20 protein-coding genes are annotated in these 23,372 nt (G+C 50.0%); 12 read left to right on the top strand and 8 right to left on the bottom strand.

Annotated features, from left to right (window positions below; genetic code table 11):
• Nucleotides 1-162 precede the first annotated feature (162 nt).
• The 11 genes from BLS14_RS12640 (at nt 163) to BLS14_RS12590 (ending at nt 12,417) form a co-directional block, all read left to right on the top strand.
• Complete coding sequence (locus tag BLS14_RS12640) at nt 163-978, top strand: ABC transporter ATP-binding protein (RefSeq protein ID WP_256336425.1); 816 nt, start codon at nt 163-165, stop codon at nt 976-978.
• Nucleotides 938-1,771: an ABC transporter permease gene (locus BLS14_RS12635; protein WP_256336424.1), complete on the top strand. Its 834-nt coding sequence runs from the start codon at nt 938-940 to the stop codon at nt 1,769-1,771. Before BLS14_RS12640 ends, BLS14_RS12635 begins: the two co-directional genes overlap by 41 nt.
• On the top strand, nt 1,768-2,718 hold the full coding sequence (locus BLS14_RS12630) for an ABC transporter permease (protein WP_256336423.1): 951 nt from the start codon (nt 1,768-1,770) through the stop codon (nt 2,716-2,718). Before BLS14_RS12635 ends, BLS14_RS12630 begins: the two co-directional genes overlap by 4 nt.
• Nucleotides 2,719-2,824: 106 nt before the next feature.
• Nucleotides 2,825-3,901, top strand: a complete 1,077-nt coding sequence (locus BLS14_RS12625; RefSeq protein ID WP_090951970.1) for an ABC transporter substrate-binding protein — start codon at nt 2,825-2,827, stop codon at nt 3,899-3,901.
• An 88-nt stretch (nt 3,902-3,989) separates the two neighbouring features.
• Entirely contained in the window at nt 3,990-5,363 is a 1,374-nt protein-coding gene (locus BLS14_RS12620; RefSeq protein WP_090951967.1) for an aspartate aminotransferase family protein, read from the top strand.
• Between the two features lie 76 nt (nt 5,364-5,439).
• Nucleotides 5,440-6,705: a M20 family metallo-hydrolase gene (locus BLS14_RS12615; protein WP_090951964.1), complete on the top strand. Its 1,266-nt coding sequence runs from the start codon at nt 5,440-5,442 to the stop codon at nt 6,703-6,705.
• Between the two features lie 169 nt (nt 6,706-6,874).
• On the top strand, nt 6,875-7,756 hold the full coding sequence (locus BLS14_RS12610) for a nitrilase-related carbon-nitrogen hydrolase (RefSeq protein WP_090951961.1): 882 nt from the start codon (nt 6,875-6,877) through the stop codon (nt 7,754-7,756).
• Nucleotides 7,757-7,898: 142 nt separating this feature from the next.
• Nucleotides 7,899-9,266 (top strand): NAD(P)-dependent oxidoreductase, encoded by a 1,368-nt coding sequence (locus BLS14_RS12605; protein ID WP_090952650.1) that lies wholly within the window; start codon nt 7,899-7,901, stop codon nt 9,264-9,266.
• A gap of 186 nt (nt 9,267-9,452) precedes the next feature.
• Nucleotides 9,453-10,748: an NAD-dependent dihydropyrimidine dehydrogenase subunit PreA gene (gene preA / locus BLS14_RS12600; protein ID WP_063566946.1), complete on the top strand. Its 1,296-nt coding sequence runs from the start codon at nt 9,453-9,455 to the stop codon at nt 10,746-10,748.
• Nucleotides 10,745-12,184, top strand: coding sequence for a dihydropyrimidinase (gene hydA / locus BLS14_RS12595; protein ID WP_090951959.1), 1,440 nt, complete (start codon nt 10,745-10,747; stop codon nt 12,182-12,184). Before preA ends, hydA begins: the two co-directional genes overlap by 4 nt.
• A gap of 5 nt (nt 12,185-12,189) precedes the next feature.
• On the top strand, nt 12,190-12,417 hold the full coding sequence (locus BLS14_RS12590) for a hypothetical protein (RefSeq protein ID WP_063566948.1): 228 nt from the start codon (nt 12,190-12,192) through the stop codon (nt 12,415-12,417).
• Between the two features lie 4 nt (nt 12,418-12,421).
• On the opposite strand, the gene BLS14_RS12585 is transcribed toward BLS14_RS12590, so the two are convergent.
• The 8 genes from BLS14_RS12585 to BLS14_RS12555 form a co-directional block, all read right to left on the bottom strand.
• Nucleotides 12,422-14,110, bottom strand: a complete 1,689-nt coding sequence (locus BLS14_RS12585; RefSeq protein WP_090951956.1) for a PucR family transcriptional regulator — start codon at nt 14,108-14,110, stop codon at nt 12,422-12,424.
• A 373-nt stretch (nt 14,111-14,483) separates the two neighbouring features.
• Nucleotides 14,484-17,702: an efflux RND transporter permease subunit gene (locus BLS14_RS12580; RefSeq protein WP_072733640.1), complete on the bottom strand. Its 3,219-nt coding sequence runs from the start codon at nt 17,700-17,702 to the stop codon at nt 14,484-14,486.
• 40 nt (nt 17,703-17,742) lie between these two features.
• On the bottom strand, nt 17,743-18,672 hold the full coding sequence (locus BLS14_RS12575) for a TetR/AcrR family transcriptional regulator (protein WP_176854483.1): 930 nt from the start codon (nt 18,670-18,672) through the stop codon (nt 17,743-17,745).
• A gap of 242 nt (nt 18,673-18,914) precedes the next feature.
• Nucleotides 18,915-19,046: a hypothetical protein gene (locus BLS14_RS33105; RefSeq protein WP_256336419.1), complete on the bottom strand. Its 132-nt coding sequence runs from the start codon at nt 19,044-19,046 to the stop codon at nt 18,915-18,917.
• A gap of 142 nt (nt 19,047-19,188) precedes the next feature.
• Nucleotides 19,189-19,503: a DMT family transporter gene (locus BLS14_RS12570; protein ID WP_063566950.1), complete on the bottom strand. Its 315-nt coding sequence runs from the start codon at nt 19,501-19,503 to the stop codon at nt 19,189-19,191.
• Complete coding sequence (locus BLS14_RS12565) at nt 19,503-19,844, bottom strand: DMT family transporter (protein ID WP_063566951.1); 342 nt, start codon at nt 19,842-19,844, stop codon at nt 19,503-19,505. The genes BLS14_RS12570 and BLS14_RS12565 overlap by 1 nt, the downstream gene beginning before the upstream one ends.
• A complete protein-coding gene (locus BLS14_RS12560) occupies nt 19,841-20,464 on the bottom strand; it encodes a TetR/AcrR family transcriptional regulator (RefSeq protein WP_072733638.1) in 624 nt (207 codons plus the stop codon). Before BLS14_RS12560 ends, BLS14_RS12565 begins: the two co-directional genes overlap by 4 nt.
• Nucleotides 20,465-20,589: 125 nt before the next feature.
• On the bottom strand, nt 20,590-22,065 hold the full coding sequence (locus tag BLS14_RS12555) for a phospholipase D family protein (protein WP_063566953.1): 1,476 nt from the start codon (nt 22,063-22,065) through the stop codon (nt 20,590-20,592).
• A 264-nt stretch (nt 22,066-22,329) separates the two neighbouring features.
• On the opposite strand from BLS14_RS12555, the gene BLS14_RS12550 reads away from it, so the two are divergent.
• Entirely contained in the window at nt 22,330-23,259 is a 930-nt protein-coding gene (locus BLS14_RS12550) for a MerR family transcriptional regulator (protein WP_072733939.1), read from the top strand.
• Nucleotides 23,260-23,372 lie beyond the last annotated feature (113 nt).

Raw genomic sequence — 23,372 nt, 5'->3', positions numbered from 1 at the left:
CATGAACAAGCCCATACTCAAAACAATCTGTATAATGTAATCCCCGCCCAAAGATATATAGTATTACCTAACAAGCAAAACCTGTTACGTTCGTGTATACAAACCTTCCATTCAGCCTTGGTGTGAAAAGATTGCGAGCTTCCCGCGAAAAGGAGAATGCCCATGTCCTCAATCATTGTCCCCGACACCTGCCATATTGAGCTGGATCACGTATCCGTTGTATTTGGCAGTGGAGCACAACAAGTTACCGCCCTGTCCGACGTTTCATTTCAAATCCATTCCAATGAATTTGTCTCTCTGCTTGGCCCCTCGGGGTGTGGCAAGTCCACACTGCTGCGACTCGTAGCCGATTTGCTCCAGCCAACGACAGGCAGCATCCGGGTTGCCGGGGAAGAACCAGAGCGGGCGCGGTTGCAGCGCCAGTTCGGTATTGTCTTCCAGACTCCTGCTCTGTTCGATTGGCGCACGGTACGCCACAATGTGGAGCTTCCCCTGGAGCTGCTCGGCACAAGCCGGAAGGAGTGCCGCCGCATAAGTGGTGAACTGCTTGAAATGGTCGGGCTGACCCACTTTGCTGACCATTATCCGTGGCAGCTCAGTGGGGGCATGCAGCAGCGCGTTTCCATTGCACGTGCACTCGCGCTTGATCCGCCATTGCTGCTTATGGATGAACCTTTCTCCGCACTGGATGAATTCACGAAGGAGAAGCTGCAATTGGAACTACTTGATATTAAGCGATCTACAGGCAAGACATTCCTTTTTGTTACACACAGCATCCCCGAAGCCGTATTTCTATCTGACCGCATCATCGTCCTCTCCGCACACCCCGGTCAGGTGCACTCCATTCATTCCGTTAACCTGCCAGCCGAGCGGGATCGAGAGCTGAGGGAAACCGAAGCCTTTTACCGCATGATGACCACCATCCGCAATTGTTTCTATGAGGAGCGTGATCCAATCCATGTTCCTGCACACCAATAAGCTGGGTTTTCGCTCCTGGGTAGTGATCTGGATTTTGTCCGTATTGCTGCTGTGGGAAGGTATCGCCTGGATTCTCCACTTGTTCTTGTCAACCCAGCAGGCAGCATCCCGTCTTCCTTATCTGCACGAGGTTCTAGCAGCCCTGTTTCGTTACTCAGGCACATTGGCTGAACAGGGGGCCGTAACGTTTGGGAATGCAGCAATTGGTTTTGCCGGTGGAACTGCGTTAGGCCTGCTGCTGGCCCTGCTCATGAGTGTGGCGGTTTGGGTGGAGCGTACCTTATCTCCGTATGTCATCTCTTCCCAGATGGTGCCCGTAATCGGTCTTGCGCCCATTGTCTATGGCATTATCCATAATGCCGAGTGGGCCCGAATTATAATGGCGGCTTACGTTACGTTCTTCCCGATTATCATCCACACACTCAAAGGATTAAAAAGTGCAGCGCCGGAGCATCTGGAGCTTATGCGTTCCTGTGGAGCTTCCCTGCCTGCGCGTTATGTCAAATGTCTGCTGCCTTCTGCACTGCCTGGTCTGTTTTCCGGTATGAAAATAGCTGCTCCACTTGCAGTCACTTCTTCCATTGTGGTGGAGCTAATGGGAGCCCCGGATGGACTTGGCGTACTGATGGTCAGTTCCTTGTATTACGGCAGTGCCCAAATCGGCATGTTCTGGGCAACCATCATGCTCAGCATTGGCATTGGACTCATCTCGTATCTTGCCATCAGCCTTGCTGAGCGCTGGCTAACCCCATGGCAGCCCGAATTCAGGGCCAAGGGAGGGCGTGCTGCATGATGAATGAAAGTGTGGTGGTAAGCCGCAATGGTGAGGAGGGTGCGACGGTCGCTGTCTCTGGCACGGGCTCCATTGGGGAATCTATTGTGGATTCGATTAAGGTGCCAACTGCTTCAGGCTCGGATATCCATGGGCAACAGGGACAAGCCGGACAGAGACTGCGGGGTAGTAGTGTTCGCAAAAGATCAATTGGATTGCGCCTACTGCCGTGGCTTGCCGGAGCCTTATTTCTTACCTTATGGCAGCTTCGATTGTTCCATCAGTTATTCTCGCTTGAAAGTTACCAACTGCCTGTGCCATCAGCAATTGCAGCGTCCATCAGCGAAAATGCAGAAATGCTCTTCCGATACGCGATGTACAGCGGAACCGAGATGCTGGGTGGCTTTCTGCTAGGCTCCTTGCTGGGAGCTTTGGCGGCTTCGGTTGCATCCTTCTTCCCGACGAGTGGCAGGGCGGCAGTTGCTGTAATGTCAGCACTGAACGCCGTTCCGATTGTTGCGCTGGCCCCGATTATGAACAACTGGTTTGGGGACGGGATATGGTCACGTATTGCCGTCGTGGCTGTAATTACGATGGCTGCCATGGCTGTGAGTCTATTCAAGGGCTTGACCTCAATTCAGCCGCAATACAGTGATCTGATGGGTGGTCTTGCCGCCAGTAGGATGCAGGTTTTCGTGAAGCTGCGCTGGCCACATGCGCTACCTTCCCTCTTCGCAGGTCTGAAAATTAATATGTCGACCAGCATTATTGGCGCCATTGTGGGTGAGTTTTTCATCGCCTCCCAGGGGCTTGGATACTTGCTCTCGGATCAGATCCGACTGGCGAACATGCCACTTGCCTGGTCCTGTATTGTTATCGCGGCTGTGCTCGGTATTGTGCTGTATGAAGTCGTCGTTCTGGCCGAGAAACGGCTGATCCCGTGGAATCGTGCACGTACAGATCCATAAAAGCTCATTCAGATGCCAACCTTCCACAGATCGATTGACTCGTGAAGCAGGGCTACACAGTACCTGATTGAAAATCCTTATATATAAACAGGGGGTTGTTCTGTATATGTACAAAACGTTAAAACCGGGTTTTCTGGTGTTGGTACTGTTGGTCGTTGCGATGCTGGGAGCGTGCTCCGCAAAATCAGAGCCGTCCGTCACTCCTGCTGCTGCCAGCTCTGAGGGAGCGGGAGGGGCAGATCAGCCCTTAACCAAAGTGAAAATTCAGCTCAAATGGGTGCCACAGGCTCAGTTCGCGGGGATATACGCCGCTAAGGAGAAAGGTTTCTTTGCAGATGAAGGTATTGATGCCGAGATCATTCCGGGTGGCCCGGATATCGTGATTGAACAGCAGGTGGTCAACGGCGCAGCCGATGTGGGTATCACTGGGGTAGACAGTTTGCTGGTCAGCCGGGATAACGGTCTTCCGCTGGTCTCCTTAGCCCAGATTTCGCAGAAGAGCAGTTATCGATTGATTGCCAAGAAGTCCGCAGGTATTACCGATCCAGCCCAGATGAAAGACAAGAAAGTGAGCACATGGTTCGGCAGTCAGCAGTTTCAGGTTCTCGCTTTTATGGAGAAGAACGGCCTTGATCCAAAGAAGGATATTGAACTGGTGAAGCAGGGTTTCACGATGGATCAGTTCTTCAACGATCAGGTGGATGTCGCCACGGCAACGATTTATAACGAATATCACGTGGTACTGGAAAGCGGAACGAAGGAGACCGACCTGGATGTATTCAACATTGAGGATGCCGGGGTAGGTATGCTGGAGGATACGCTGATCGCGAAGAAGGATTGGGTGGACAGTAATAAAGAGCTGGCGGTGAAAGTGACCCGTGCCGTTCTGAAAGGCTGGAACTACGCCATCGACAATCAGAATGAAACGGTAGATATCGTGATGAAGAACGTAACAGACGGCAGCACGACCCGCGAACATCAGGTGACCATGCTCGAAGAGATTGCGAAGCTGATTCGCCCGGAAGGATTTACGGAGAAACAAGTGGGCAGTTTCGTGGATGAATCGTTTACCCGGACTGCGGATATTGCCCTGAAGTATGGTCTGATCAAGAAAGCCGCTAATCTGGACGAAGCACTGGAGAAAAGCATCTATGAAGAAGCCGTGAAGGATGTGACGAAATAAATAAGCGTGGAGTGTTCGGAAGAGGGTACTGCAATCGGAGTGGTCAAGTGTAAAGTCCATAGGTTCAGGTTAGAGAGGAGGATGACGAATGAGCTCAGTGGATCAGCAACCTCAGCCGCGTGGTGGTACAAAGGAAGAGTGGCTGGAAAAAGATCGCAAATATGTGTGGCATCACATCTCGCCTCATAACGATCATCCGATGATTGCCGTAAGCGGGGAGGGCAGCTGGATCACGGATCAGGATGGCACACGGTATCTGGATGCGATGTCGGGACTGTGGTGTGTGAACGTCGGGCATGGACGCGAGGAGATTGCTCGAAGTGCCTATGAGCAGATGAAAGCTCTAGCGTACGTGCCCATGACCCAGAGCCATGAGCCGGCGATTCTGCTGGCAGAGAAGCTGAATGACTGGCTGGAGGGGGAGTATCGCATATTCTTCTCCAACTCGGGTTCAGATGCCAATGAAGTGGCGTTCAAAATAGCCCGTCAGTTTCATCATCAGAATGGTGAACCAACTCGTCACAAATTCATCTCCCGTCACCGCGCCTATCACGGCAACTCCATGGGCGCACTGGGCGCTACCGGGCAAGCGGCCCGCAAAATCAAATACGAGCCGCTGGGCGTAGGCTTTTCTCATGTACCACCTCCCTATTGCTACCGCTGTCCATTTGGACGAAACAAGGATGGATGCGGACTGGAATGCGCCACTATCTATGAAGAGGTTATTCGTTGGGAAGGGCCGGAGACGGTAGCTGCGGTCATTATGGAACCAGTCATTACAGGGGGCGGCATGATTGTCCCGCCTCCGGAGTATATGCGTACCGTGCAGGAGATTTGTGAGCGTTATGGGGTGCTGTTCATTGTGGATGAGGTCATCTGCGGATTTGGCCGCTCCGGGCAAAAATTCGGTCATCAGAATTACAGAGTGCAGCCCGATATCGTCACGATGGCAAAGGGTATGACGAGTGCGTACGCTCCACTATCGGCGACAGCCGTTCGAGCGGATCTGTATGACACGTTCAGAGAACCCGGACCCGATTCACACTTTCGTCATGTGAATACGTTCGGGGGCAACCCAGTCTCCTGCCGCGTGGCACTGACCAACCTCGATATCCTGGAACGAGAGAATCTGGTCAACCGTGCCGATGAACTTGGATACCTGCTCCGGGATAAGCTGGAGCCGCTGCTGGAGTTATCGGTGGTTGGAGATATCCGTACATTTGGCTTCGCCTGCGGGGTGGAGCTGATTGAAACAGATGGTTCGCCTGCTCATGCGGATAAGGTCATGAAAGTACTGGCAAGCTGCAAACAGGACGGTGTCCTGATTGGCAAGAATGGCGACACCGTGCCGGGATTTGCGAATATTTTGACCATCTCACCGCCGTTTGTCACCACCGAGGAAGAATTGGACCTGATCGCTGGTAGTTTGCTGGCTGCACTACGCAGTCTGGATGCAGGGTAGCGATGGAGGAGAGGCGCAAATCTAGTGGGATCTCTAATTATATCGTGCTTGTGAATATGTAAGGAGGCGAGGGAGGATGCAGACCACCACCGGGAAAATCATCAATCAGCTGCGTCTGGATGATCGAATTGAACAGTTGTCCCGTATTGGCCGAATTGTGGAGACGGGTGTCTGTCGACTTGCCTTAACCCCGGAAGACATGGAGGGCATTATCCAGGTTCGTCTCTGGATGGAAGAGGCCGGACTTGTGACTCGCCTTGATCCGTTTGGCAATCTGATTGGTCGCTTTGAAGGTACAGATTCGTCCCTGCCAATCCTCATGATCGGTTCACATATCGATTCCCAGCCGTATGGCGGTCGGTATGATGGGGCCATCGGTGTCCTTGGTGCGCTGGAAGCTGTTCAGTGTCTGATGGAACAAGGCATTCGCCCTCGGATGCCCATTGAGGTCATTGCCTTTTGTGATGAAGAGGGATCGCGTTTTAACAAAGGATTATTTGGTTCACGTGGCATAACCGGACAGCTGGAAGAGGGAGAATTGGAGCGACAGGACAAAAATGGGGTGACCCGCGGAGAGGCATTGCAGGCCTTTGGCTGTGCACCAGAGCAATTTGCCAAAGCGGTCTATCCGGCGGGTTCGATTGGCAGTTATTTGGAGCTGCATATTGAGCAAGGACCTGTACTCGAATCGTTGGACGCTCCAGTAGGCCTGGTGACTGGCATCTCGGGCCCGCTGTGGCTCACGGTGACGATGAAAGGCATGGCAGGGCATGCCGGTTCCGTACCGATGGGAATGCGTCATGATGCGCTGGTGGGCAGCGCCAAGGTCATTGCGGCTTTTGACGATATGGTCAGAGAAGATCCAGAAGCTCCGACAGTAGGGACCGTGGGGAGCCTCAGTGTCTTTCCCGACTCACGCAACATCATTGCTGAACAGGTCAGCTTTACGGTTGATTTGCGAGATATGGAGATGGAGCGCAGAAATCGGCTTGAGGGAAGGTTAATGAGCCTCTTGGATGACGTCAGCTCGAAATACGGCCTGACCTACTCTTTGACCGAAGATACCAACAGCGAGCCGCGATATTGTGCAGAACGAATCAAAAATGCCATTCGCTCTTCTGCCGAAGAAATCGACCTGCCTTTACCGGAGCTGATGAGTGGTCCGTTCCATGATGCGCTGGCCCTTTCTTACGTGTGTGACTATGGCATGATCTTTGTTCGCAGCAAGGATGGGATCAGCCATCATCCAAGTGAGTATTCTTCGCCCGAGGACATTGCTCTCGGTACAGAAGTGTTGTACCGCACGATAAGGCAGATGTGCAGCCCGGAAACCGGTGAGTAACGAGGGGAACATACCAGGAGGGAGGACGATAGAAGTTCATTTCGTAGGTAACAATCCAATGGATACTTCAAATCCAATCATATTCGGTGGGTTTTACAGTCATATAAGATGATGGTGATTTTCATATAAACGGACAGCGGACAGTTTCTTAGAGGAGGCGATGTGGCGTATGGGTAAAATCAGCATCGGGATGATTCAAGCTTCACACGAGGTGGAGGGCTCGGCCCCAGTTGAAGTGCATAAGGAGGCCGCCATTCAGAAACACATTGCGCTGGTGCGTGAGGCGGCTGCTCGGGGAGCGCAGATTATCGGCTTGCAGGAAGTGTTCTACGGGCCTTACTTCTGCACGGAGCAGAGCCCCAAGTGGTATGCATCTGCCGAGCAGGTGCCGGAAGGACCGACAACCATGCGTTTTCAGGGGCTCGCGAAGGAGCTCGGCGTGGTGATCATTCTGCCTGTATACGAGGTGGAAGGCATCGCTTCGTATTACAATACGGCTGCTGTTATTGATGCGGACGGCTCCTACCTGGGGAAATACCGCAAACATCATATTCCGCATGTGGAAGCGGGCGAAGGCACGAATGGGTTCTGGGAAAAATATTATTTCAGACCTGGCAACCTGGGTTACCCGGTATTTGATACAGCCTACGCCAGAGTGGGTGTGTACATCTGTTATGATCGTCATTTTCCGGAAGGAGCACGGCTGCTTGGGCTAGCGGGTGCAGAGATTGTATTCAACCCTTCCGCAACGGTAGCCGGAACATCGGAGTATTTATGGAAGCTGGAGCAGCCTGCCCATGCGGTAGCTAATGGCTATTATGTGGCTGCTATCAACCGAGTGGGCGTGGAATCGCCATGGAATATGGGTGAATTTTACGGTCAGTCGTATCTGGTGGACCCCCGAGGCAGGATGGTGGCCATGGGCAGCAGGGATCAGGATGAGGTCATCATTGGCGAGATGGATACGGAGTTGATTCGGGAAGTGCGCAATGTATGGCAATTTTACCGCGATCGACGGCCTGAGACCTACGAGCATCTCGTTAACTTGTAGCAATGACCTGGGATAAAAAATCCGGAGCTAACAGCGATTGATCGAAGATAGTTCTGCCATGCAGTCCTGTGTGAATCAATCGTTAACTTTTATTCGGCGGCGAAAGAAAAAACAGAGATCAACCTTGGAGGTGTAAGACATGATGAACAGCGCAGGAGCAACGTTGTCCGATTACGGATGGGAGAGTCGTTTTACCGAAATGAGGCCTGCAATGACGGGCAAGGATGCGATGGAGGAATCGAACCGCTGTCTGTACTGTTATGATGCACCCTGTATCAAGGCATGTCCAACCGACATTAATATTCCTTCGTTTATCAAAAAAATCTCAACAGGTCACCTCAAAGGCTCGGCTCGGACCATTATGGAAGCCAACCCGGTAGGTGCTAGCTGTGCACGGGTCTGCCCGACAGAGGAACTGTGTGAAGGCGCTTGTGTACTGAACGAGTCATCCAAGCCGATTAGGATCGGTGATTTGCAGCGATATGCAACAGACTGGGCACGGACGAAGATTGAACCGTTATTCAAGGCAGCGCCTGCCAACGGAAGAAGTGTTGCAGTTGTAGGCGCAGGGCCAGCGGGATTGTCTGCGGCCAGAGAGTTGGGGCGTGCAGGGTATGAGGTGACGATCTATGAAGCCAAAGGGAAAGGCGGAGGGCTGAACACGTATGGTATCGTGTCCTTTCGCCTACCGGAATCCGTAGCTTTATGGGAAGTCGAACAGGTGCAAGCACTGGGTGTGCAGATTCGGTATGGTGTACGCATTGGGGTGGATGTATCCGCTGAAGAGTTATTGGAGCAGCACGAAGCAGTTATTTTGGCTTGCGGGATGGGCGCTGTTCCGATGCTCGGCATTGAAGGAGAGACGCTGGAGGGAGTCTATGATGCCATTGAGCTGGTGGAATCCACGAAGCAGGGTGTGCCTCCGGCCCTGAATGGTCTGAAGGTTGCCATTATTGGTGCGGGCAATACGGCAGTGGATGCAGCGACCTGTTCGGTACGCCTAGGTGCCGAGCGTGTGCAGATGCTTTATCGACGCGGGGAGAGCCAGATGACAGCGTATGCCTTCGAATATACATTTGCGAAGCAGGAAGGTGTGGAATTTCGCTGGTTCACCATGCCGAAGCGCATTATTGGAGACGAGAATGGTCGAGTCCAGGCTATAGAATGTATGAAAATGAAGCTGGTTACTCCACCTGGAGGTGGTCGGGCATGGCCTGTGCCGATTGAGGGATCGGAGTTCATGCTTGAATGTGACACCGTTGTTCGAGCCATTGGACAGAACCGTTTGCTGCCATTAATTGAGGAATTTGGCCTGCGTCATCACTGGGGCGTTGTTGAAGTGGAACCACAGACGTACCGTACGTCCCATCCACAGATCTATGCGGCAGGAGATGTAATCTTCGGACAGGGGCAGGGCGAAGCGATGGTGGTCTCCGCTGCACAGCAGGGCAAGCTGGCGGCTGCATCGGTGATGAAGGCGTTGCCCGGACAGGTGGAAGAGACGGCTTGAAATACGAGGTGTACGGTTCGTTAGAATATTTCAACAAATTATGCCAACGGGTTGGCAACACCAACCACTCAACTTAACCCTTATGAAGCAGAAGTCCTAGGTAATAAATACGTGAGGTTCCTGTGTAACTTGTGAAGTTGAAACAAACACCGTTGTGGGTTCTATCTACACCAAGGAGGGATCGTTATGGCTGACTTATCCATTAATCTGGCAGGTATTCGATCGCCCAATCCATTCTGGCTGGCCTCTGCGCCGCCGACCAATACCGGATATCAGGTTCAGCGCGCCTTTGAAGCAGGCTGGGGTGGTGCCGTCTGGAAGACGTTGGGCGAGCCGATCATTAATACCTCTTCGCGTTTTGCAGCCGTTCATTTTGGTGGACAGCGCGTCGCGGGTTTTAACAATATTGAGTTAATATCCGACCGTCCGCTCGAGGTGAATCTGCGTGAAATTGCTGAGACCAAGAGGCGTTTCCCAGATCGGGCAGTAGTTGCTTCACTCATGGTGGAACCGAAACGCGAGAAGTGGCATGAGATTGTGAAGAAAGTCGAAGCTGTCGGCGTAGACGGGCTGGAGCTAAACTTTGGATGTCCGCACGGCATGGCCGAGCGTGGTATGGGAGCAGCGTCTGGTCAGCAACCGGATCTGGTTGAATTGCAGACGATGTGGGTGAAGGAAGTGGCGACCACACCTGTCATTGTGAAGCTAACGCCAAATATCACCGATATTACGGCGACTGCCCGGGCAGCCGTGCGTGGCGGTGCGGATGCGATTTCCCTGATTAATACGATCAACTCCCTGGCGGGTGTGGATCTCGATTCATGGAATACCGTGCCGCATGTAGGTGGCAAAGGGGCGCATGGCGGCTACTGCGGTCCGGCTGTGAAGCCAATCGCGCTGAACATGGTTGCCGAGTGTGCGCGCAATCCGGCAGTTGGTGTGCCGATTTCCGGCATCGGAGGCATATCCGATTGGCGGGATACCGCAGAATTTTTACTTATGGGCGCGACGGGGGTCCAGGTATGTACCGCAGCCATGCATCATGGCTTCCGTATCGTGGAGGACATGATCGATGGCTTGAACGATTATTTGGATGAGAAAGGTCTGCGAAGTGTATCTGAATTGATTGGTCAGACGGTTCCGCGTTATTCGGATTGGGGCAATCTCGATTTGAATTACAAAGTGGTAGCCCGCATCAACCGCGATGTCTGCATCAATTGCAACAAATGCCATATCGCCTGCGAAGACACCTCGCATCAATGTATTGATATGTTGTCTGACCCCTCTGGCTCGTATCTGGAGGTCGTTGAGGAAGATTGCGTCGGATGTAATCTGTGCTCGATTGTCTGTCCGGTGGACGGCGCAATTGAGATGGTAGAGATCGCACATGAACAGGAACCGTTAACCTGGAATGACCGTCAGTCTGCGATTGCCCTGCTGCAATCGGCCAGAGACCAATCCACCAAGGAGGCGATATCATGAGTACCCGCAAATTGATTCGTAATGGAATGTTGGTCACAGCGTCGGATACGTTTGAAGCGGATATCTACATTGAAAACGGAAAGATCGTGCAGATTGGCATGGGACTTGTGCCGGATGAACGAACGGAGGTTGTGGATGCGTCTGGCTGTTATGTCATCCCTGGCGGGATTGATCCGCATACTCATCTGGATATGCCGTTCGGCGGAACGGTGACGGCGGATGATTTTGCAACGGGTACCGCAGCTGCTGCCTTCGGTGGCACAACGACGGTCATTGATTTCTGTTTGACGCAAAAAGGTCGACCTTTGCTGGAATCCCTTCAGGAATGGCATGCCAAAGCCGAGGGCAAAGCCGCCATTGATTACGGGTTTCATTTGATGATTGGCGAGATGAATGATCAGGTGCTGGAGGAACTGCCACAGATCATTGAAGAAGAGGGTGTGTCTTCCTTCAAGGTGTTCATGGCTTATAAAAATCAGTTCCAGGCCGATGACGGCATTCTCTTTCAGACGCTGCAAAAGGCCAAAGAGTACGGCGCACTCGTCATGGTACATGCCGAGAACGGCGATGTTATTGATCTGCTGGTCCAGCAGGCGCTGGCGGATGGTAGAACCGAGCCGATACATCATGCACTTACCCGACCTTCCATGTTGGAAGGAGAGGCTACAGGGAGGGCGGCCCGACTGGCAGCACTTGCCGATTCACAGCTCTATGTGGTGCACGTCACCTGTGCGGAAGCCGTGGAGCAGATCGCCCGTATGCGAGACATGGGTTATCGAATCTGGGGCGAGACCTGTCCGCAGTACTTAACTCTGGATCAATCGAAGATGGATCAACCGGATTTTGAAGGCGCGAAGTATGTCTGGTCCCCACCGCTGCGTGAAGCCCATCATCAGGAAGTGTTGTGGAATGCACTCAAGAATGGTCAATTGCAGACGATTGGCTCGGACCATTGTTCGTTTAACTTCAAGGGACAGAAGGATCTGGGACGGGATGATTTCAGCAAAATTCCAAATGGAGGGCCTGTCATTGAAGATCGGCTCAGCATTTTATATTCCGAAGGGGTAGTGAAGGGGCGAATTTCGCTTAATCAGTGGGTGGATTTATGCTCTACACGGGCAAGCAAGCTATTTGGTTTATTTCCGCAGAAAGGAACCCTTGCTGTGGGGACAGATGCGGATATCGTTATTTTTGACCCATCTATCTCAAGGGTGATTTCGGCAGCTACCCACCATATGAATGTGGATTATAGCGCCTTTGAGGGCATGCAGGTTCAGGGATGTCCGGTGACAGTGCTATGCCGCGGGGAATATGTGATTCGGGATCGACAGTTTGCCGGAGTGGCAGGAGCGGGTCAGTATGTGAAGCGTGACAAATATGATGCCGGTGCACCATTACCTGTGAGACAGCCTGTGACGGCAGTGAATGGAGGGTGAAGCTGATGTCTGACCATGATGTATTTGAAGAGGAAAAGATAGCGATTGAACGAATGGTGGCCCAGGGTTACCGGATCTATGCCGTTCGGGAACATCTGGAGGGTGCTCATGTCGTGTGGGGGCACCCCGATCTTCCCGGAGAAAAACAGGAGCAATATGTGGGTACAGCGTCTGGACGGAAGTGGTTCAGTCATATCCTGATCAGGCAGCTTCAAGAGCAAAAAGGAGCGTAGAAGGTCACGCGAGTGGTCCGTGAACATATTCATATGCATAGATAGCTAGTTCGATGGCGACACGTTTCTCGGGGAGAGTATAGTCATCACCCAGGAGTGTCTCAATTTTGTGTAATCTGTGATATAACGTCTGTCGGACGATAAATAAAGCCGTGGCCGTCTCCTGCTTGGAGCAGCATAGAATAAAATATTGTTTAAGCGTACGCAACAACTGACCGCCTTTTTCGGCATCATAACGAATGACTGGCCCAAGATATTCCTCAATGAAATCATCCAGACTGCCGCTCTGCTTCATGCTGGCAATAATGCGGTAGCAGTGAAGATTGCTATAAAAGGGCTGCTGCATCACACCGATGTCCTTCTGAATGCGCAGGGTATCCTTGGCTGCCTCAAGGCTGTCTTTCAGACGTGATAGATCAGCGCAGTTGTGACCGATGCCGAACAGACCCGAGAAGAGGCGATGGGTCTGTTCCTGTTCATGCTGCTGCAACTGTTCAATGCAGCGCCATAGACTGCTTTTTCGCTGAGATCCAGGCAGAGGGTCAACAATAATCAGAATGATCTGGTGGTTTAGCACGGTGCTGTACAGGGCGAATCCTTCCCGCGCGAACACGGAACGGGCAATGATGTTGCGTTGAATTAGCAGTTTCTGTAGCTTGAGACTGTCTGTGTAGCTGGGATTGCTATCGAACAAAATGACGGTACCTTTTCCAGAAGCAAGCTGGGCATTGGCAGCAGATACATATTCATGAATTTCTTTCGCAGAATGATGTCCGTTAAGCCAGTCAATGACCCACATATCTTCCTTGTAGCGTCGCTTTTCCTCCATGTATTTGGTGCGCATCCAGTCCTGAGCAATGGCGGCTGCGCAACGTTCCAGTGCCTGGATGATGAACTCTTCAGAGGGCCTGTTATGCAGATCCTGATCGTGATCCGGTAGCTTGTCGAGCATCAGCACCAGATCGGCAAATGCATAATCAAGCGCTTGAACAGTCAGGGTGAGTGCATCCAGTGAATGCACCGAATGATTCCTCTGTAAAGAATGATCTCCCAAATGCTCTCCCTCGTCCGAATGACCACGACGTGACAACCACTCCTGCCGACGAATCTCCAATTGGGCTGGAGGGCAGTAGGGAACGGCACTTGCTTCCCCATCCAGTGGATATAACGCTACAGGGTAACCCGTTGTTCGAGACAACAGTCGGAGCAGTGGTTGTACACCGTCTCCATTCAAAAGAAGTTGGTTGAACGAGGTAGTGAGGCTGTCGAGATCAGCGAGCATACGCTGGTGGCTGCGAATCAGGGCGAAATGCAGGTCCTGTGTAATATCGATATAACGTACTTGTTCGTGGAACCAGATCAGTGGAAAATCCTCTTCTGCTGCAAGTTCCTTCATAGGTCCGAGCTGGGACTTGGTGTGAGCCCCCAGTTCGATACAGAGTCCCGCAGCTCCACGAGCAATTAACTGGCGCATGAAAGACAGTCCCTGCTTTTCATCATCCTGCCAGCCAATGCCAGTCGTTAGCACCAGTTCCCCGCCATTCAGCAAGTTGCCTACTTCGGTAACCTCCATAATGTGCACCCAGCGCACATATCGCTCTAAGGCCCGTTCACTGGCGAGTACCTCAGCCTTGCGGAACACCGGACGTTTCAGCATGTCTCTCATCTGAATATGCAGCGTCGTTTCCCCCACACAATCACCGTCCTTCCCTCAAATACATGCAGTTTACATACCCGCTTTGTAAGTCGAGCTTCTGAAGAGCGTTTGTCTTGATTATAAGTCTGTTAACAACAGATGAGCTGAAATCTCACGTTCATTTGTTTTATTTCACAAAATGATCTCTTCCTTTTATGAAATAAAACAAAATGGATTATTTCTATGTAGTTCTATCTAACATCTAGATGTTTCTATGACCGATGCTAAGAAACTATAGTTAAATGTAAAACACCCCTTAGCCGCAGATCAGAATGTACAAACCATTCTAATGTGGACTAAGGGGTGTTCTATGTTAGAAGCTCATCATAATTCTGAATGATGATTTAATTCGTTCAACAGAAGGTATCGATTAATCTTCAATTCTTTTCTTTTTGAACTTCATCAGGAACTCATACACGATTGGCACGATAACCAGAGTCAGCAGCGTAGAGCTGATCAGACCACCGATTACGGTAATTCCGAGACCTTTCGAGATGATCCCTGCGCTTTCTTCAAGTCCTGTCACCAGTGGCAGCAAGGCACCAATGGTAGCCAGAGCTGTCATCAGAATTGGACGCAGACGCGTTGCTCCGGCTTCCAGCAAGGCTTCACGAGTAGGCATTCCCTCTTTTTCCTTGTGAATAACACGGTCGATCAGGACGATGGCGTTGGTGACCACGATCCCGATCAGCATCAGTCCACCCATCATGGCAGATACGTCAAGCGTACCCCCAGCCACGAACAGGCCGACCATAATACCAATGACGGTAAATGGCAGGGAGAACAGGATGGCAAATGGCGCCAGTCCACCGCCGAACGTAACAACAAGCACAAAGTATACAATCGCAATGGCTGCCAGCATGGCCAGACCAAGTTGGGTAAACGTATCATTAATCTGTTCGGTTGTACCGCCAAACTTCACTTCAACACCATCTGGCAGATCCAGTTTGTCGATGTTCGCCTGCAAGTTTGATGATGCTTTTTGTACATCGGAAGCTAAGATGTTGGCTGATACCTGCACAACGACTTTGCCATCAATACGCATGATGGAGTTCGGTGAAGTGCCTTCTTCCACTTTCGCGACATCTTTGATTGGTACTTCAATGCCGAGTGGTGAAGTAACTTTTTCGTTTTCAATATCAGCAATGCTGGTGAATGTCTTTTTGTCAGTCTCTACATAGACCTTATACGTTTTGTTTTCAATATCCACTTCTGTGAGTACAGGGCGTTCACGTGCAGGGCTGAGCGTCATAGCCAGTTGGCCAGCAGTCAGACCGAGCGAGCTCAGTTTTTCCTGATCCGCGACGAGCGTGTATTGCCCGTAGGTATCAGAGAGCGTAGTGTCGGCTTTTTCAAAAGATTCGGTATCTGCTTCAACCAGCTTCAGAATTTCATCCGAGACAGGTTTGATCTGATCTACATTGTCACCATAGATGGAAAGGCTCAAGCTGCTGCCTCCCAGTCCCCCAGACATGTCAAGCTCATTCCAGGTTCCTACAGTAACTTCTTTCTTCAGACCTTCCACAAGCTGTTCTTTCACTTTTGTAAAGTCTTTCGTATCTTCGTTATATTCGATATAGAAGAGAGCAGAGTTGGAGCTGCCTCCACCCATGCTGCTCAGTGGATTGCTGCCGCCGATGGAATACTGCATTTTCTCCAGACCTGGCTGCGTCAGCAACCATTTCTCGGCTACGAGTGCTTCTTTTTCAACATCTTCACGCAAAGCTCCAGTTTCCGGGCTGTACGTAATGGTCACATATTTATCCTGTTGTTCCGGCAAGAAACTTGCACCGATGAACGGATACAGGAACAAACTGCCGACGAGCAGCAATACAGCAACGCCGACGGTGATGAGTTTGTGAGACAATGTCCAGTTCAAGAGACGTTTGTAACCTTCCGCCATCTTGCCTGGTTTTTCCTCATGATTCTGCTTGTTCTTCAGACCTTTGCGGAACAGCGTATGTGCCAGCATCGGTACAATCGTAACAGCCACAATCAGGGATGCCAGCAAAGCAAAGACCATGGTCAAGGCAAATGGCATGAACAGCTCACCGACCATACCACTCACCAGTGCCAGCGGCAGGAATACCGCAATGGTTACGATCGTGGAAGAGAGGATCGGAATGAACATTTCACGGGTAGCTTCCCGGATCAAATCACGGCCTTTAAGTTTCTCTCCCTTGAGTGTCAGTCTGCGATAGATATTCTCGATAACAACGATGGAGTCATCGACAACCCGTCCAATCGCGACCGTCATGGCACCCAGGGTCATCATGTTCAGCGTAATGTCCATCATATTCAGTGCTGTCAATGCAATGAGCAAGGAGAGCGGGATGGAGACAATGGAAATAATGGTGGAGCGAATATCACGCAGGAACAACAGAATGATCAAAATGGCGAACAAAGCACCAAACATCGCTTTGAACAGCATCGTGTTTACGGAGTCCTGGATAGGTTTACCTTGGTCAAGCAAAACAGTCAAATCGGCGTTTTTGAACTGCGTTTGTAATTCTTCCGCTTTGTCCTTAACCGCCTTAACGACATCAACTGTATTGGCATCATTGGACTTAACGATGGAGATCCCGATGGATTCCTTACCGTCTGTCCGGGAAATGGACTCCGCCTGACCAATGACTTCAATTTTGGCGATCTCGCTTAATTTAACCGTTGGAATTCCAGGTGCGTTTGCGGCACCTGAAGTGCTGCCTACACTGGCATTTCCACCTGCGGCTTGTCCTGCAGCCTGGTCAGAACCTTGTGCAGAGCCTTGAGCTGCTCCACCAGCTTGTGCGCCGGCGCCTTGTGGTGCTGTGGCCGAACCACTGCCTGCTCCTGCACCGCTTGGTACAACCGGAATAGCGAGATTTTTCAAATCATCCAGATCGATGATGTTGCCATCAACAACAACAGCTTTCTGTGCTTTGTCCAGTTCAAACAGTCCGAGTGGTACACGGACAGAAGAGCCTTGAACGATGCCGTTGACTGTATCTTCAGTCAAACCGAGTTCATTCATTTTTTTCTGATCAAACTTCAGTTGAACTTCCTTAACATATTGGCCGGAAACTTGGACTTGAGCTACACCGTCAATATCTTCGAGTGCAGGCTGGATATCCGTTTCAACCAGTCGAGTCAATTGTTCAAGATCGCCGCCGTCCTTGTCAGACAAGCTGAGCGAGACAACCGGGAAGGAGTTGATGCTGAACTTCGAGATGGTTGGTTTCTGTACACCATCCGGCAACTGCACCTCATTCAGTGCTTCGCGTACCGCTGCGGTAGCGTTGTCCAGATCGGTACCATAATCAAATTCGAGGGTGATGGAAGAAGCATTCTCCATGGAAGTAGAGGTGAGTGTCTTAATTCCCTCTACATTTCTTAAGGTCTGTTCGAGTGGTTTGGTGACATCCTCGACAATACCTTCTGGAGCTGCCCCTGGATCAATGGCCGTAACACTCAAGAATGGCACATTGATGTTTGGAATGGTCTCCTGTTTCATCGTCAGTCCGCTGTACAAACCGGCGAAGGAAACGATGATGGTCAGAATCCAGATCGCAAACTTGTTGTTCAGTGAAAAATTAATAATCCCTTTCATACGATGGTTTCTTCTCCTCTCTGTTTCTCCCTGTATTTCTTTATTGTTGTGACGAGTCAGCCTGGATGAACCGGCTATACATGGCATCCATAATGTGCTGAAGCTCGGAGTGCAATGGCTGGATGACAGGAATGTGATCCAAATTACGCATCATGCCCAGAATAATGGCACGTCGCGGTGTGAATTCCATGATTTCCTGTCTCAGGATGGCGATGGTCTCCAACGCGTCATTGCGCAATTGCCCTGGAGGCATATCAGAAGAGATGATATCCTTCATCTGTTTGATGATATGAATAGGATGACGCATCATTGTGGAATCTGTATCTGAATCGCTGCTCCATGCTGGCCAATGTTCCAAAGGAACCAAAGGGGCAGGGCGTTGATCGAGCAATCCGCGAGCTGCATAATCAATCGTTTGCAGCATGTTGCTTGCCATCTTGGATACGGTAAGGGAAGGCATTTCCGTAAACCAGATTTTGATGTAGGAGAGGAACAGACCATGCGTGAGCAAAATAAGGTCTAAGGTATATGGTCCAATCTCCGGTCCGTACAGATCCTCCAGTTTGTCCTTGAACCAGTGCAGGGTACGGATCTCCAGATCCTTGTTTTTCGGTTTGCACTTTTCCTTGCGATGCTGCTCTTCATCCATCATCATGCTGCGCATTTGCACGCGTAAAAATTCTTTCAGCTCGGATACATGGACAAGCAGTGTTTCAATCTGCTTGTGCAGACGTTCTCTCGAAGTGAGCCCAGCTTCATGTTCAATCTGGGAGATTTCGTCCATGAGCGTGAATATGCAGTACTCCATCGTACTGGCCTCTAATTCCTCTTTGGATTTGAACATGAGGTAGAGGCTGCCTTTCGACATCCCGCATATTTCTGCAATCTCCTGCATGGAGGTTGCAGCACTGCCTTTGGCTGAGAACAGCTTGAGTGCTGTGGTAATAATGAGCTTTTTCTTCTCATTCATTTCATGGATAGGGTTCATTAACGATACATCCACCTCACCTGCGGAACTTATGAGTTCTTGAATTGACTTTAGGGTCAAACCAAGTATAAACGATAAAGACAATGGAATTCAAATGGGAGAAAAATGAAAAAAATAAGAGGGTGTACTATATGGGGACTGGAGCATTTTTCCTACGTAATGCAGACGCAGTAAAGGCTGTATATATGAGCGACGAATGTTCATTGCAATATGTATGATCTATTTCATGATCCGCCTTTAAAGACGTAAATGGCTAGAAGAATAATAGCTACAAGAGCAACCAAATAAAAGGTTCCCACAGCGACCAGAAAGATATATCCGGTAAATGAACCCATACGCGCGAACCATTTCTTCATCATCACGACTTCCTTTCTTACGTAACAGAGTGTGGTGAGGTTTCTTACTTACATCATATCCCAAAAAGACGACTTTCTGATCGAAAGTCGTCTTTTTGGGATAATTAAATATTATGGAAGATATATAATGGAGGTATTTACGTTACGTAATCAGTTTCAATCCGATCGCCGCCACCAAAATCATGGCAATAAACAGCAGCCGCTTGGCTTCCTTCCGCTCACCGAACAGGAACATACCTGTTAACGTACTGCCCACCGTACCGATTCCAGTCCACACCGCATACGCGGTACCCATGGGAATAGAAGTCATCGCGTAGGATAACAGGGAGAAGCTGAATGCGAACGATACGAGCATGAGCACGATATAAGGCCAGCCTTTTCGGGTAGAAGCACCATTAATGCCGATGACGCCAAAAATTTCACATATGCCTGCGCCCACAATTGCCATCCAAGCCATTATGCTTCACCTCCTTTTGCCGATTGTTGATCCGTGACCAGTTTCAGTCCGATCACACCACATAGCAACAGACCGATTAACAAAACCTTGGCAAGTGAGAATGCTTCACCAAATAGGAGCATTTCAGCCAGTACCGTACCTGCAGTACCAATCCCCGTAAATACGGCATACACCGTACCCACAGGCAATCTTTTGGAAGCAGCAATGATTAATCCAAAGCTCAGGATGATGGCTAGGGCCGTCAAAGCCCACTCCCAAACATTAGAGGCGTGTTTCAGCCCACTTACCCATACAATCTCAATGAGTCCTCCGATAAATACATATAACCAGTTGCGGTTCATGATGATGAATCTCCTTTCAAAACAACGGGCAGTGCCTCTTGTTTCAGATGATGAATGCCATGCCAATAGACTGGCCAGGAAGCTTCAATCCGTCTTCTGTATCGACGTGAACTTCCATAAATAATCTCAACCGTGATGCCATCGAGAAAAGTCATATAAGTAATCGCAGCTTGTTCTGCTGGAACAGCCTGTAGTTCCCCCTTGCGCGTCGCCCTTTGCAGCAGTCGTGTCAGTGACCGCTCCATACCGTCCAGAAACGGATAAACTAAATCCATCACTTCGCTATATAGCGAAAGCGGCGGGAAGTAACACATACGCAGCATAAAGCGGGCAGAGGCATTACAGTTATACTCTTGCTCAAACCATATCAGCAAACCTTTCAACCTTTGTTCCAATGGCAGATCGGCGTGATCACGGAAGTATTCGAGCGTTCGACGCTGAACATCCTTAAACGCATGCGCAAGGGTTTGCAAAAACAGGTCATCCTTGCCGCTAAAATGTGCATATATAGACGGTTTTTTAATCCCGACTTCGTCAGCGATTGCTCTTAAGGAGGCTCCTTCATATCCATCTCTTGCAAAATGGAACAGGGCTGCATCCCGAATCGAATGTGCAGTCATCAATATCACCTTCCTAACGGTCGTTAGGTAACCTATATTTTCACATTTTACATTCCCTGTCAAGGCACAAAAAACGCCTGCACGATAGTGTACAGGCGGCTTTATGCTTGGAATTTCATTTTCCATTAGAAGGTCGTTAAACCCAAAATCAGTTGCAGCTTATATACGATTTCTTTCAAAAATGTAGTCTTTTCCTGAAATTCATCCAGGTTCAGGGTGAACTCGGCATCTTCATTATTCCATATCCGGTCAAAATAATTCGCCACATCATGAGTAAATGAGTTGTCTGGTGGTGCAGCAACCCAGAGGTCATTTTCCAGATTGTAATCATTCATGTTTCTGGGGGTGAAGTTGGTCGATCCTCCAAGGACGATATGGTCCCCGGTGGCTTTGGCAATGTACATCATCTTGGTATGATATTGCTCCTTGGTTGTGTTATACCAGCGAATTTGTATTTTTCCATCCGATTTATCATGTAACTCAGCAGCTACAGGACGATTGGGAATGCCAGTCTTCTCCTGACCAAAGGCATTTTCGTTCGGGTCGAGTACAAGCCGTATCTCGGTTCCCCGTTTCGAGGCTTCAAGCAGTGCATCCAGTACTTTGGGTGAAGCGATGTAGAACATGCCCATCCACAAGATGTCACCTTTTGCCGATTGATTAATCTCATGGAGCACTGCGTCATTCACTTTGCCCTCGGTCAGATAGCGAATTCGCAAATCTCCTTTATTCGGGTCTGTGGTAGGAGCTGTATAGGAAGGAATTTTACCTCCACCCGAGATGTTTAGTACGGCCTGCTCGGACTGAAGAATATCTCCGATGATCGGTCCGGTTATTTCAAAAGCAATGTTCGAATGATAGGCACTGGCATCATGAACATTGCCTGAGGAGACAATAGCTGTCTTCTCGCTGACCACCACTTTGCGATGATTGGCCTTCACATTGAGCAACTTAAGGTAGGAACGCACGGTGACATCCGGTCCATCGGTTGCCATCAGGTTCGGAATCCAGCCATTGCCGGATTGTCCAAACCACTGGAAGAAGGTGCGCCAGACCGCAGAGTAGACAGGAGTGGAGTCACGTAAAGGGTCCACATCTGTGATGACCACGTGAATTCCGGCCTGCTTCATCTGCTCCAGTAACGGGTTCGGTGCGGAGTTATAGTTGGTGTTCACTTCATCCGTAATGAACCACATATCCATATCCGGTTTCTGAAGTTTTTTGGCAACCAGTGTTTCCGTAAACTCTGTGCTGATGGGTGGAAATTGCTGACCTTTGTGCTGGTAATTATTGAATAAAAACATATCAACGACGACGAACTGTTCCGCGTCCTCGATAACCTGAAGCATGCGCTGGAAGATCTGCTGTTCGTGCTCCATCTGTCCATCAGCGGATGGATAGGTCAGATCATGCAAAAACTGTACCTGATCCACCCGGTATTCAGGACTTTCATAGGCAATGCCGGATGGTAACGGTTTATAGGTCTGATAGAGCATGACGGCGATGAGCCATAGTGCCAATAGGACGAGTCCTGTTCGTATGTATGGAAATTTGCCGCGTGAAGACTTGCGGTCTGATGTCTGGCGGCGATAAGAAAACAACAATAACTCCCCTTTCTGAACGTGCTGACTTCTATTACCACCCGGATGACAACATTGACGCAGAGAGCCTGACAGATTATTTAAGTCGTCAGGAAAGGCAAAACCATTTCGATCGATTCAATCGACATGCATATGACCGTTGTGTATAATGAGTGTATTATTTTTGTGGAATGTTCGGATTTTCATATACCTGACAAAGACGGGATAAGGATTCGTTTAACCTGCGAAAGTCTGGCTATTTCAGGAAAGAAAGTGGGTAATAAGGTGTATTCCATCAAACAAGTCGCTGCCATGCTGGGTATTCCGACGGTAACGCTCCGGGCTTGGGAGAATCGGTACAGTGCGGTCACCCCTGAGCGGACGGAATCGGGTTATCGCTTGTACACGGAAGAGAATGTTGCAGATCTGCGCTGGTTAAAAGAGCAGGTGGAGCAGCACCAGACGAATATTTCGGAAGCAGTACGTATGCTCAAGGTGAACAAAACCAGTTCACATGAAGCTGCAGTGCCTACATCGTTAACGCCTCCAGTACCCACGATGGAAGAGGCTTATGTACGTATAGCCGATCAGATCTATGACTCGCTATACAACTTTCAGGGTGAACGAGCCAATGGTCTGATTGATTTTGGCTTCACCATGTACGGATATGATTCCATGTTTTATCATGTGCTGGTGCCCATTCTGGTTCGGGTTGGGGATGCATGGGAGCAAGGCAGGGCTTCGGTCGCTCAAGAGCATTTTATGACACAACTGATCTCACAGCGCTTTTATCAGTTTTTCCATCTGTTCCCGATCTATCCGCATCTGCCCAAAGTTCTGGCCTTGTGCCCGGAAGGGGAGCATCATCAGGTGGGATTATTGTTGTTCTCCCTGTTTATGCGTAAAAATGGTGCAGAAGTGCTCTATCTCGGAGCCAACACACCGGAAGAGGGGCTATTCCCAATTATCCGGGAGCAGAACATCCGATTGGTCTGTCTATCGGTTACTAGTTCCGAACTTCTTGAGCGGTGTGATCAACTCATAGGACGAATTGTGGACGAGTTCCCGCATATGCGTTTTGTACTTGGAGGCAAGGGTTATGAGCGTACAGAGAAAGCACGATATCCGCAGTGGATTATGCCTGAAGATTCATCGGATTGGCAAGCGTGGATGGAACGTGAGTATTTTGTTGAACCATCGCCTGGGCGGAGATAACTGATTCGTGTCTTTTTAAAAATGTATTTTAAAATAGAATGTATAGGTTTGGGTATACAGGACATCCTTTGACGCAAGAGCGCAGAGGGTGTTTTTTTGTATTCCAAAATATC

The organism is Paenibacillus sp. OK060 (assembly GCF_900101205.1).
In the GTDB taxonomy this organism is placed as follows: domain Bacteria; phylum Bacillota; class Bacilli; order Paenibacillales; family Paenibacillaceae; genus Paenibacillus; species Paenibacillus marchantiae.
The sequence above is the reverse complement of the archived record's forward strand: the minus strand, read 5'-3'. Positions and strand labels throughout refer to the sequence as shown.